Source organism: Flavobacterium notoginsengisoli (assembly GCF_042686225.1).
GTDB lineage: Bacteria > Bacteroidota > Bacteroidia > Flavobacteriales > Flavobacteriaceae > Flavobacterium > Flavobacterium notoginsengisoli.
This window is the reverse complement of record NZ_JBHUOT010000008.1, coordinates 42891-55809: the sequence shown is the minus strand read 5'-3', so window position 1 is coordinate 55809 and position 12919 is coordinate 42891. Positions and strand designations below refer to the sequence as shown.

8 protein-coding genes are annotated in these 12919 nt (G+C 34.3%); 7 read left to right on the top strand and 1 reads right to left on the bottom strand.

All coding sequences use genetic code 11. The annotated features are described in order from the left end of the window. Positions 1-300: 300 nt before the first annotated feature. From ACFS3A_RS17735 to ACFS3A_RS17725, 3 genes are all read left to right on the top strand, one after another. Positions 301-1155, top strand: a complete 855-nt coding sequence (locus ACFS3A_RS17735) for an EamA family transporter (protein ID WP_379826905.1) — start codon at positions 301-303, stop codon at positions 1153-1155. A gap of 455 nt (positions 1156-1610) precedes the next feature. Next, positions 1611-2897, top strand: coding sequence for a Glu/Leu/Phe/Val family dehydrogenase (locus ACFS3A_RS17730; protein ID WP_379826904.1), 1287 nt, complete (start codon positions 1611-1613; stop codon positions 2895-2897). Between the two features lie 135 nt (positions 2898-3032). Then, positions 3033-4256 (top strand): sterol desaturase family protein, encoded by a 1224-nt coding sequence (locus ACFS3A_RS17725; protein WP_379826903.1) that lies wholly within the window; start codon positions 3033-3035, stop codon positions 4254-4256. A gap of 132 nt (positions 4257-4388) precedes the next feature. Here ACFS3A_RS17725 and ACFS3A_RS17720 read toward each other — a convergent pair whose 3' ends face one another. Further along, positions 4389-5987 (bottom strand): DUF6377 domain-containing protein, encoded by a 1599-nt coding sequence (locus tag ACFS3A_RS17720; RefSeq protein ID WP_379826902.1) that lies wholly within the window; start codon positions 5985-5987, stop codon positions 4389-4391. Positions 5988-6467: 480 nt separating this feature from the next. Here ACFS3A_RS17720 and ACFS3A_RS17715 point away from each other — a divergent pair, with 480 nt between their 5' ends. The 4 genes from ACFS3A_RS17715 to ACFS3A_RS17700 all read left to right on the top strand — a co-directional run bounded on the left by ACFS3A_RS17715 (position 6468) and on the right by ACFS3A_RS17700 (position 12759). Then, on the top strand, positions 6468-6989 hold the full coding sequence (locus tag ACFS3A_RS17715; protein ID WP_379826901.1) for a DUF5004 domain-containing protein: 522 nt from the start codon (positions 6468-6470) through the stop codon (positions 6987-6989). Positions 6990-6997: 8 nt separating this feature from the next. After that, entirely contained in the window at positions 6998-8080 is a 1083-nt protein-coding gene (locus ACFS3A_RS17710) for a hypothetical protein (RefSeq protein WP_379826900.1), read from the top strand. A 121-nt stretch (positions 8081-8201) separates the two neighbouring features. Continuing rightward, the gene (locus ACFS3A_RS17705) at positions 8202-11219 is read left to right on the top strand and encodes a SusC/RagA family TonB-linked outer membrane protein (protein WP_379826899.1); all 3018 of its coding nucleotides are present in this window, start codon (positions 8202-8204) and stop codon (positions 11217-11219) included. A gap of 28 nt (positions 11220-11247) precedes the next feature. Beyond that, complete coding sequence (locus ACFS3A_RS17700) at positions 11248-12759, top strand: RagB/SusD family nutrient uptake outer membrane protein (RefSeq protein WP_379826898.1); 1512 nt, start codon at positions 11248-11250, stop codon at positions 12757-12759. The last annotated feature ends 160 nt before the right edge of the window (positions 12760-12919 follow it).

The following is a 12919-nucleotide window of genomic DNA, read 5'->3' as shown; positions in this document are numbered from 1 at the left end:
AACTAGTTTCTAACACATAGATTTATTGTTGCTTGTCATCCTGAGCGAAGTCGAAGGACACAAGTAGCTGCTCATAGAAATTCGCTAATCTTTGTAAAAAGATGTAGGCCTTGAAATAGCTATGTGTATTTATGCAAGTGAAACGCCTTCGTACAGACAAATTAAATCGATGTTTCTATGTGTTTAAATTAAACTTTACTCAATTTGCATTAAAACTTAATCTGGTCTAGCTGGTTTTTTTAAACCGGTTGGACCATTTTATTTTACATTAGTTTACTTTTACAGTTCAAATATAAATCTATGTTATTTCTTATTCTAAGCATTTTATGCAGTGTTATTGTTGGTGTTATTTTTAAAATTTCCAGAAAATATAATGCCAATCCTTCGCAGATTATTTCTTTTAATTATGTTGCTGCAATTGCCCTTTGTTATTTTACTTTCAGTCCCGATCCGAATGCTTTAGATAATAATGCTCCTTTGGAAATTTACACGGCGGTTGGAATTTTGCTTCCTATAGTTTTTCTGTTTTTGGCACTTTCTATAAAATTTATGGGAATTGCAAAAACCGATGCAGCACAACGGTTATCACTTTTTATTCCGATTTTGGCAGCCTGGTTGTTGTTTAATGAAGCTTTTAATACTTATAAAGTTATTGGGGTTTTAATTGGTTTTGCGGCACTTTTATTCATTCTGAAAAAGCAATCGGACAATCAGGAGAACAAATGGATTTATCCCGCGGTTGTACTTTTTGGTTTTGGACTTGTAGATATTCTTTTTAAGAAAATTGCTTTGTATACGGTTGTACCTTACACAACTTCTTTGTTTTTCGTGTTTCTAATTGCATTTGCAGTTTCTATACTGATTGTAGTTTACAAACTTTTAGTGGAGAAAGAAAAATTTGGACTCCAAAATATCCCTTTTGGTATTTTAGTCGGAATCTTTAATTTTTGTAATATTCTGTTTTATTTGAAAGCACATAAAGCATTTGCAGAGAATCCGTCGACAGTTTTTGCCGGAATGAATATGGGAGTTATTGTTCTGGGGACTATAGTTGGTGCTTATTTCTTTAAAGAAAGATTATCTAAAATCAATATTTTTGGTTTATTTCTGGCTTTAATTGCCATTGTTTTTATTGTTTTATCGCAATTACAGTAATTTTTTTTACTTTCTAATTCTTTAATTTACAGTCGATTTAAAGTTAATTCGTAAATTAATTAAATTTAATTCTACTAATTCTATAGAATTTATAAATATAATTTGTAGCTTTGCTTCAACAATGAAAAACTTTAGCCGAAATATTAAGACGTCTTTCCAATGCAGCTTTGCGATGTGCTGCATGATGAACCACGTTTTGAAATGGCGTTAATAGAGAAAGTACTTGTTAGTTATTTTTTTTTTTAGCCTTTCATTGCACCATGAAAGGCTTTTTTTTGAATCATTAAAAAATGAAAATATGAGAACCAATAGAAATATGAAAATTTTGATGCGTCGTTGCCTGATAAAGATTCCGTGTTGTATCAGTTTTAAGAGATAAAAAGTAAAGCACTTTTATCGACAAAAGATTTTCAAAGCATATAAAAAAGATAACCCAAACCTAAAAACTATATAGTATGAGTTCAGAAATTATAAAACAGAATCCTTTTCAATCGATGATTGATCGATTTAATATAGCCGCAGACATTTTGAATTTAGATGAATCTATTAAACAAAAACTGCAAAAACCGGAGAAACAAATCACGGTAAATTTTTCTATCACTTTAGATAACGGAAACGTTCAGAATTTTGAAGGTTACAGAGTAATTCACAATACGGCTTTAGGGCCTTCAAAAGGAGGAATTCGTTATGATACTGCTGTAAATCTGGATGAGGTAAAAGCACTTGCCGCCTGGATGACCTGGAAATCTGCTGTAACCGGAATTCCGTTTGGCGGTGCAAAAGGCGGCATTATCTGCGATCCGAGAAAACATTCTAAAACCGAATTAGAAAAAATTACCAGAGCTTACACTAAAGCTTTAGCTGATATTTTCGGACCGGAAAAAGACGTTCCTGCACCGGACATGGGAACAGGTCCGGACGAGATGGGCTGGCTGATGGATGAATTTTCGTTACTTCACGGAAGACCAATTCATGCCGTTGTTACAGGAAAACATCTTCATTCCGGCGGATCTTTAGGACGAGTAGAAGCAACAGGAAGGGGAGTAAGTATTATCAGTCTTTTGGCGCTTCAAAAGTTAAAAATAAGACCCGCAAGAGCTACCGCCGTTATTCAGGGATTTGGAAATGTCGGACTGCATTCGGCTTTGTTCTTATATGAAAAAGGAGTGAAGATTATTGCGGTGAGCGATGTTTCAGAAGCCTTTTACAATCCTAATGGGATTAATATTCCTGAATTGATTTTGTATTATAATCTGAATAATAAAACCATCAAAGGATATCCAAATTCTGTTGCCATCAAACATGAAGATCTGTTGCTTTTAGAAACCGATTTATTGATTCCGGCAGCCAAAGAAGATGTAATTACGCAGAAAAATGCCGGAGATATTAAAGCAAGAATTATTGTGGAAGGTGCAAATGGCCCGGTTTCTTCAGATGCAGATCAGATTTTACATGATAAAAATATATTAGTTGTTCCTGATATTTTGGCTAATGCGGGCGGTGTTACCGTTTCTTATTTCGAATGGCTTCAGAATTCGCTTTTGGAGTCCTGGAGAATCCACCAGATTAATAAACGTCTGGAAGATATTTTAGAAAAAGGTTTTGATACTGTTTTTAGAGTGGCAGTAAAACACAATGTAACGCCTCGTATTGCTGCTTATATTATTGCTTTGAAAAAAGTAGCCGAAACACAATCGGTTAAAGAAGTGGCACTGGAAGCACCTCAATATAAACAGAATTAAAAATCAGGTTTACATCGTAAAAGATCATTTTCGTTGATTACATTTTTTAGTCTCCCTAAAAGCGTAATTGATGGAAGTGTCTTTTTCGTTTGTGCTATTTGAATATAATTTTAGAATCGAAAAATATCATTACAAATGAAAAATATCAATTTTCTGGCTTTTGCCATGCCGGCCTTTTTTCTTTTTTTATTTTTAGAATATAAGCTTGCCCAGCGCAAAAAGAGGCCTGAAATTTTTAACTATGAAAGCTCTGTTTCTAATATCAGCATTGGTATTGCAGAGCGTTTAATCAATTTATTTATTGCTGCCAGTTTTTACCAGCTGTACTATTTAATTTATGATGATTACAGGATATTTGAGATTCCGAGTAATGCCTTTGTCTGGTTTGCTTTAATTCTGGCTACTGATTTCGTTTGGTATTGGTACCACAGATTAGGACATGAAGTCAATTTTTTCTGGGCAGCACACATTGTACATCATCATAGTGAAGAGTTTAATTTTACAGCTGCAGCCAGAATTACTACTTTTCAGGCAATAATCCGAACGGGATTTTGGTGTGTATTGCCATTTATTGGTTTTCATCCTTCAATGGTTATTACCATGCTTATTGTACATGGTGCTTATTCTTTTTTTACTCATACACAGCTTATTGGTAAAATAAAATGGTTAGAATATGTTTTTGTAACCCCTTCTGTTCATGGTGTTCATCACGCTTCTGACGAAAAATATCTGGATAAAAATTATGGCGATATGTTTACCTTTTGGGATCGTCTTTTTGGAACTTTTCAAACGGAAGAAGAAAAACCAAAATATGGATTAACGCATCCGCTCAAAAGCTATAGTTTCTTATGGCAGCATTTTCATTATTACTTTGAAATTTACGAATTATGGAAACGCTCCAACGGATTCAAAGCCAGATGGAAAGCCGTTTTTGGAAGTCCCGCCCACATGGATCAGGATATTCGTCCCATTTTGGAGAAGCGCTTTCTGCAGGATAAAAGTAATCCGCATCAACGACTTCGGTTCAAAAATTACCTTTATATACAACTAGGAATCTGTACTTTGATTCTAACGGTTTTTACCTATTATTTTGATTATTTAGAATTGTATGATAAAGTGTTTGTACTTTCTTTAGTAATCATTACTTTGATCAATTGTGGAGCTTTATTAGAACAACGAAAATGGATGTATTATCTGGAATATACACGCCTCGCCATGATTTCAACTTACTTTTTATACGAAGAAGGTTTATTGGTGTTTTTCTTTGTTCCGATTGCAATTATGATTTTTATGGAACAATTATTTTCGTTGAGCAAAATTTATCAAAATACAATTTTGCAGTTGGAACCTGTTGAATAGTTTTTTTTCAGCCACGAATTCACGAATTTTTATTTAAAATGATACGCGAAATTTGTGCTCGATAATTGCACGAATTGATTAGAAAAAGAAAATTCGTGAATTCGTGGCGGAAAAATTTAGAATCACAGCATCTTAAATCGTCTTTATCTCCATAATTTTCTGCTCAAAAGTATCTTTAAAATCAGATTTACTTTTGATTCTGGTTTTATAAGTATAAATTGTAGCCACAGAAAGTTCCAGGAATTCTGCCATTTGATTACTATCCTGAATTCCCAATCTGTACAAAGCAAAAATTCGTAATTCGGTATTCAAAATTTCACCTTTTTTGACAATGCATTTGTGATCGTTTGGAAACAGTTTGTTGAATTCCGTTACAAAAGTGGGAAACAATCTCAGGAAGATTTCGTCAAACTGATGGAATAAATTTTCTCGCTCTTCCTTTACATTATAACGTTTCAGACTGGCAATAACTTCATCTGTTTTTTTGGTAATAATCTTATGAAGTGTACTTTTTTGAATATGATCGATTTTATTGATGAAAGCAGAAGTGGCCTTAATAAAATACGTAATATATTCTTCCTTAATAGCATTAGCCTCGCTTAAACTTACATTCATTTCCTGTAGTTTTAAATAGGACTCAGCCATAGTTTTTCGGGCTTTATTTTTCTCTTTCAATTGTTTGAAGATAATTCCCAGGAAAACAAAAATGATAACAGTCAAAATCGTTAAAAGAATAATAATTTTTTCCAGTTTATCATTTTTATCTTTTACGTTATTCAATTGCGCTTTTTCTATAATAGGAAGAATCGAAGAAATCTCAATTTTTCGATGTCTGGCATTATAGAAAGTTGCATCATCCATGGCAATGTTGATGTATTCATTGGCTTTGTCTAAATATCCCATTTTAAAGAGTTCGTTGGCTAAATTCCTAAGCGCAACAGTTTCTTTTGTAGCATTTTTAACATCGGCAATAGCGGCAAGTGCCAGATACTGAATTGCTTTTTTGGTATAACCTCTTTCCGAATAAATATAGCCGAGACTTGAAGTCGCAATGCCATAATAATCCGGAGGAAGATTGTAATTGTTAATCCAATAACTGAAAGCAAATTCGGCACCTCGCCAGTCTTGTTGTTTAAGGCGTTTGAGACTTTCGGCTGCCCAGTATTCATTGGTATTGGTTCCAATTAATTCTAATGCTTTTTTCAGGAAATGATTTCCCTGTTGTACATAATGAATATTAAAACGCTGATCACGGTTATAGTCTGCTAAATCATAATAAGCGCGGGCTTTGATGTTATAATACTCAAATTTGTTTTTGAGATCCAGTTTAGTGTCATCAATTACGTTCAAAGTATCAATTGCTTCTTTAAAAAGTCCGGAAGAGAGCAATACAAAACCTTCTTTGATTCGGCTTTTCGATAAAAACTTTGGGTCTTTTAAAACTTTAGCTTTGATTTTAGATTGTTCCAAATAATAGTAAGCAGAGTCGTATTTAAAAGATTTGTATTCATCAAAAAGTGACATATAGCAATTGTACAATTCCTCATTGTTCTGGCTGAGCGTAAACTTGGAAATGTTTTTCTTTAAAGCTTCAATTTTTCGATATTTCTGTTTTAGATAGACATCTTTCTTCAAAAGTGCCTGATCTAATTCTTCTAAATAAGGATTTGTCTCTTTCGCGGTTAGAGAAAAACCTCCAATAAAGAAAAGCAGTATCAATATTCTTTGCATGATTTGGTTTTGATTTAGAGGTAAAGTTGGTTGATAGATATTGTTAATCAGTTCATTTTAAAATTAAAAATAAGTTTGAAATTAAGCGAAACCTAATTTTCAGAATCTTGTAAATAGTTTACTAACATCGCTTTAGAAGGAGATTTTTGAAGTAAAAATAAGCTGTAAATGTTAAAAACGGGAAATTTATTTGCAATTATACAATAAAAACCAGTTATATATATGTATAGTGAAAAAATAATACCAAATATTTTACATATTGTCATTTTAACCATTAAAAAAACATCGTTTTTTATCTAAACATCGTCTTGATTTTTTATTTGTAAAGATAAGTATAAAGAACTGGTATTTAGGTGGTTAATGTTTTTATTCGTCTGATTTTATCTTGATTTTTCTTAGATATTTTTTTTAAGATTTATTTAACTTCTAGCTTCGCTCTATCCTTTTGAAGGGGTAACAAACTAACAAAAACCAAAATTTATGAAATGTAAAAGCTTTTATTGGTTAGCTCTTTTAATGTGTTTTTTTGCACTTAGTTGCGATAACACAGAAGATGGTAGCTACGTAGATCCGATTACCATTTATGAGAAAGTAAATGGCAATTGGCAATTGGCAAATTTGAAAATGGTCGATGAAACTGCGAAGGCAAATAAGATCGAACCAAGTGAAGAAAACCTGAGTACTTATTTTAACTACGAAGATTTTAAAATCAATTTTAATGTAGATGAAAAAAATAAGCCTACAAGTTATGAAGTAACCGGAAACGTTCCGCCTTTATTTGCTCCCAAAGGCTACTGGGAACTAAGTTCAGATTTCCAACAAACAAATGACCGTGCAACAAAAATCTATCTGTACAGCGATGCACAAAAAACGCAGAAAACAGATGAACTTCGATTAATGTCTGTTCCAGGTAAAAATGAAGAAATGCAGCTTCAGTTAGTGCGTTCTTCAGGTGGTACCCCATTTGTGTCTTACATCTTTAAATTAAATGCTATTAATTAAAAAGTAATATGAAAAAGTTTATATATACAATTTTACTTGCCTTGTTGATGGCTCCTAATTTTATTCAGGCGCAAGAAAATGCCGGAGCTGTAGGGCCAATGTCATCTTTTCCTGTAGTGTACAAATATGATGAACAAGTTACCTGGTATTTCGATTTATCAGGCACTACGTTTGCAGAAACAGAAGATTTGTACATCTGGATCTGGTCTCCATCTGAGCCGGATGCAGGAAACTGGGAACATTCTTCGAGCTTTGCAAAACTGAAATATGAAGGAAATAAAATCTGGAGTTTTACTTTAACTCCAACCGTTTATTTTTCTAAAACGCCAGCTGAAATTGCGGCGAGCGCCGGATTTTGGTTTCGTTTAAAAAACTTTAACGGATCGAAACAAAGTGATGTTGCGAATATGCCGTACACTGATTTTTCTTCTTTCTATACAGCAAATGAGATAATCAGATCATATCCTTCAAAACCTTTGATTGATAAACCGGTTAGTATTTTATTCAATTCTAATTTGAAAGATGGTTTTGCGGGTGTTCCAAGCGTTCACTTTCATAGTGGTTTAAACAATTGGGCCGTTTTACAAGAGTATCAGGCATGGCTTCCAGATGTATCTGAAAAAACAAAATTGAAAGATTTAGGAAATGGTTTTTATAGAATGGATTTGATTCCGCAGCAGTACTATAACCCGCCTGCAGGTTTTGTTATGGAAAACATCACTTTCCTGATGGTTGCAAAAGACTGGACCACAAATTCCGGCGATCAGATTATTTATGCAGGTGAATTTATTCCGCCACCACCACCAAGTTTCAGCTTTTTTCCATTGCAAATTAGTCAGAAAGATTTCTTGGGAATGTCCAGAAAAAATAACGAAGTGGGTGTAAACAAATTACTTTACACAATCACGGCAGGAACAAAAACATTTTCAGGTGAGTTTTCTGGAGGAACTACGGAAATTAAAGGCTTTGTGAATTTAGTTTCAGAACTAAACGGCCTTCCGAATTTAAGCGAAATCCACGTTTTGGTAAAAGACAACAAAGACAAAACGATTTCGGATACTACAATTCCGCTTAAAACTTTAGACAAATAAATTCACTATTAAATTAAAACACCAATTCTAATGAAATGAGCATAAATGAAAAGTTGGTCGTAAAACCAATAGTTGATATGCGAATTACATATGACAGATAAAAAACAATAAATAGTTTCATATGAATAGTAAAAATACAAAAAGCGTCCTGCATCAAATGTGGACTGCTAAAGCAGCGGTATTGATGATATTTATGCTTTTTCTTTCTGCTGGTTTATTTGCACAAGGAAAAAAACAAATATCAGGAACCGTTTATGATAATACAGGCAGCGTTTTGCCGGGAGCTTCTATCATTGAAGTAGGAACAAAAAACGGAACTACAACAGATTTTGATGGTAAGTTCAGTCTTCAGGTAGCCGTAGGAGGTGCGATCGAAGTTTCTTTTATTGGAGCTACAACTCAGAAAGTTCAAATTACTGCTAATACTTCCAATTATGATGTGCGTCTGCAGAATGACGGTTATGCGTTGGCAGAAGTACAAGTAGTTTCTGTAGGTTACGGTAAAGTAAAAAAATCAGATTTAACTGGAGCTATTTCAACTGTTGGCGCAGATGATTTAGTAAAAGGAACAATTTCTTCTACAGAACAGGTTTTACAGGGAAAAGTTGCAGGTTTAAATATCATTCGTCCTTCTGGTGATCCAGCTGCAGGTTCTACAATCCGTCTTCGTGGAGGAACTTCTTTAACAGCTAGCAATAGTCCGTTGATTGTAGTTGATGGAATTGCAGGTGTAGATATCAATGTGGTACAGCCGGCAGATATTAAATCGGTTGACGTTTTGAAAGATGCTTCTGCAACAGCAATCTATGGTTCCAGAGGAGCAAATGGAGTAATTATGATTACGACAAAATCCGGAACAAAAGGAGTTTCTGTAACTTATAATGGATTGTCAAGTTTTGGTTATGTAACCGATAATTTAGATCTTTTATCTGCAAACCAATGGAGAGGTTATGTTCGTCAGACTGGAAATGCAGATGCAGTAGATTATGGTGGAAACACAAATTGGCAAAAAGCAATCGAGCAGACAGCGATTTCTCAATCTCATACTTTAAGCATTAATTCAGGAAAGGCAGACAGCGGTTTTAGAACTTCTATTGGATATTTGAATAATGAAGGTGTTATTAAAAAATCCGGTTTAGAAAGAATCAGCGGAAACGTTAGTGCTTATCAGTTTCTTGGAGATAATAAAGAGGTAAAATTCGATATGGGATTATTTGCAAACATCGACAAATGGCACCCGATTGATTACAGAATTTTTGAAAGAGCTTACAACTTAAATCCAACAATTCCGGTTTACAACGAAGATGGATCATTTTCTTCTGTAACAGGAAATATTTATCAAAACCCGGTTGAGATTTTAACCAACAGAACATTTGATAATGAAAGACACAGACTTTTAGGATATTTCAAAACAGATGTGAAATTCTTAAACGATTTTACCGCTACAGCTAATATTTCATTGGAACACAATGCAGTAAAAGGAGGAACATACAAACCATCTTATGCCGTTATGGAAGGTCAGACAGAAGGCGGTTTTGCGCAAAGAACTTATGCTGAATTTACTAACGCACAAGGCGAGCTTTATGTAAACTACAACAAAACAATTGATAAGCATAATATTAGTGCTTTAGCAGGATATTCTTATCTGGAAAATATTTATCAAGGTTTTGGAGCTCAGAGAGGTGGTTTCGTAACCGATGCTTTCAGCTATAACAATTTAGGAGCGGGTTACAATTATCGTTTAGGCGACGTGTATTCATATAAAGGAAAATCAAATTTAGTTTCTTTTTATGCTCGTGCTAACTACGGTTACGATGGTAAATATTTATTGACCGCAACTGTAAGACGTGACGGATCCAGCCGTTTTGGAGAAAACAACAAATGGGGAACTTTTCCTTCTGCTTCTGCAGCGTGGAGAATTTCTAACGAAGAGTTTATGGAATCTTCAAAAGGCTGGTTAGATAACTTAAAATTGAGAGTAGGTTACGGAGTTACAGGTAATCAGGATGGAATTGGAGAGTACAAATCGCTTTCTATTTTAGGAGTTGGAAACGATAGTTACTACGATCCGGTTACAAAAACCTGGAGTTTGGCTTATTCGCCAAAACAAAACCCAAATCCTGATTTGAAATGGGAATCTACACAGCAAATTAACGTTGGTTTTGATTTCGGACTTTTCAACAGAATTTCGGGATCTTTCGAATATTATTCAAAAACAACAAAAGATTTATTGTACACTTATGAAGTGCCTCAGCCTCCTTATTTAGTAGGAACTATGCTGGCTAACGTAGGTGAAATGTCTAATAAAGGAGTAGAGTTGACTTTGAATGCAGACATTATTAAAGGAGATAAATTCAACTGGAATGCTAATTTGACTTTAGGGCATAACGTTCAGAAAATCGAAAAACTTTCGAATCCAACTTATAAAACAGATGTTATTTACAGCGGTTCTTTACACGGTTTGGCTGGTATGTCTGGGCAGTATTCTCAGATTATTGCTGAAGGATATCCTGTTGGAACTTTCTGGGGATTCAGAAATGCAGGTTTAGATGCAGATGGTAAAATACAATATTACAATGCTGCAGGACAGGTTGTGCAAGAAAGTGCTTTGGTAGATGCTGATAAAACAGATTTAGGAAATATTCAGCCAGATTTGACTTTAGGTCTTGCCATGAATTTTACTTATGGAAATTTTGATCTTGGAATTTCAGGATATGGAATGTTTGGACAAAAAGCTTTAAACGCAACCAACATGATGTTAAATGATCCTAACAGATTACCATCATTTAATGTTCCGGACGATTTCTTAAACAGCGGTATTACTTCTGCTCCAAAATATTCAGATTATTGGATCGAAGATGCTTCTTTCTTCAGACTTCAAACCTTATCACTTGGCTATACTTTGCCATTGAAATATAAAAAATCTAAAGTGAGATTTTATGTAATGGGAGAAAACCTCTTTGTATTTACAAGTTACAAAGGAGTTGATCCAGAGATTGGTTTAAACGCTCAGGACGGAATTAATCAAACTGGAGTTATGGATCAAACTGGATTGGCTGCTCCTGGAATTGACAGATACAATAATTATCCCCGACCAACAACCATTTCTGTTGGACTAAATTTTACGCTGAATAACTAAGCGAATTGATAACCATAAAATATTAAAAATGAAAATCAAAATAACAGCAGCAATACTTTTAAGCATGCTTTTTACGGTATCATGTACTGATTTGAATGAACAGTTGTATGATCAGGTAGAAGACGGTGAGTTTGGAAATACAACTAAGGAAATTGATGCGCTGGTTGGGGGAGCTTATTCTTCTTTAAGAGGATTCTCTGATGCAATCTCAAATAACTTTCCAACCTGTGAATATGTTTTCTTTTTGAATGAAGTTGTTTCTGATGAAGCAACAATTCCAACAAGAGGAACCAATTGGTATGATGGTGGGCAGTATCAAGATGCACAAAAACATACCTGGAAAGCAGATAACAGAATGATTCTTTCGGCTTGGCGTTACAATTATACAGGAATTGCAAAGATCAATGCGATCATCTATCAGATCAACAAATCATCTTTATCAGATAAAGCAAAAGAACCCATTTTTGCAGAGTTAAAAGCGTTGAGAGCCTATTACTATTATAATCTTCTGGATTTATTTGGAAATGTGCCAATAGTAACCAACTTTGAAGATACAGATTTGCCTTCAAATTCAACGAGAAAACAGGTTTACGATTTTGTTGAAAAAGAGTTGACAGATGCCATTCCACATTTAAATCCGAATGTGGTTTATTCTAAATTAACCAGAAATGTTGCGTATTCTATTTTGGCAAGATTGTATCTTAATTCAGAAGCATTCATTGGTGTAGCACGCTGGCAAGATTGTTTAGACGCATGCCAGAAAGTTACAGGTTATAGTTTAACGCCGGATTTCTTTGCCAATTTTATAACAGAGAATCAGACTTCACCAGAAATCATTTTTGCTATTCCTTACGATTCAAAAGCGGGAACAGTTGGGAATTATATGAACTCAATGTCTGCACACTATAATCAAAAACTGGCTATTTCTGCGATACCAAATAATTATCCTTGGAGCGCAAACGGAATGTGCGCACAGCCAGGAGTTTATTCCGCTTTTGCCGATACAGATAAGAGAAAAAAATGTATGCTCGAAGGAGATCAGATTAATTTAGCAACGGGTTCTGTAATTATGATGGATAATGGAGAACCGCTTACTTACACTGAGAACCTTAGAAGTTTAGAAGATGCTAAAGAAAATGAAGGAGTTCGTTTGGCAAAATACGAAATGAAAGCAGGAGAACAATGGGAGCGTGATCATGATTTTGTCCTAATTCGTTATTCAGAAATCTTAATGATGCAGGCAGAATGTTATGTTCGTTTAGGTTCTCCAGATTTAGCAAGACCATTTGTACAGCAAGTGACTACACGTGCAGGAGAAGAAATGCCGGCAACAATTGATTTAGCTTTTATTGATCAGGAGTTACTGAAAGAATTCACTTTCGAAGGAAGAAGAAGAACAGATAATATTCGTTTTGGAACTTTCTTCCTGCCTTGGTGGTCAAAAGGTGCAACAGAGAAATACAGAGCAATTTTCCCAATTCCAAGCACTGTTTTAACAACAAATAAAAACCTAAAACAAAATCCTGGGTATCCAAATTAGGTTACTAGAATGTCAGTCTTCCATGTTGGTTAGTCGTGGAAGGCTGACATGTTTTTAAACATTGTCATTTAAATAAATCTACAATGGTTAAAAAATATTTTAACACATAGAAACATAGAATTTTATGTGTAAAAAGAAGTAAGAAAGAAACTAGTTTCTC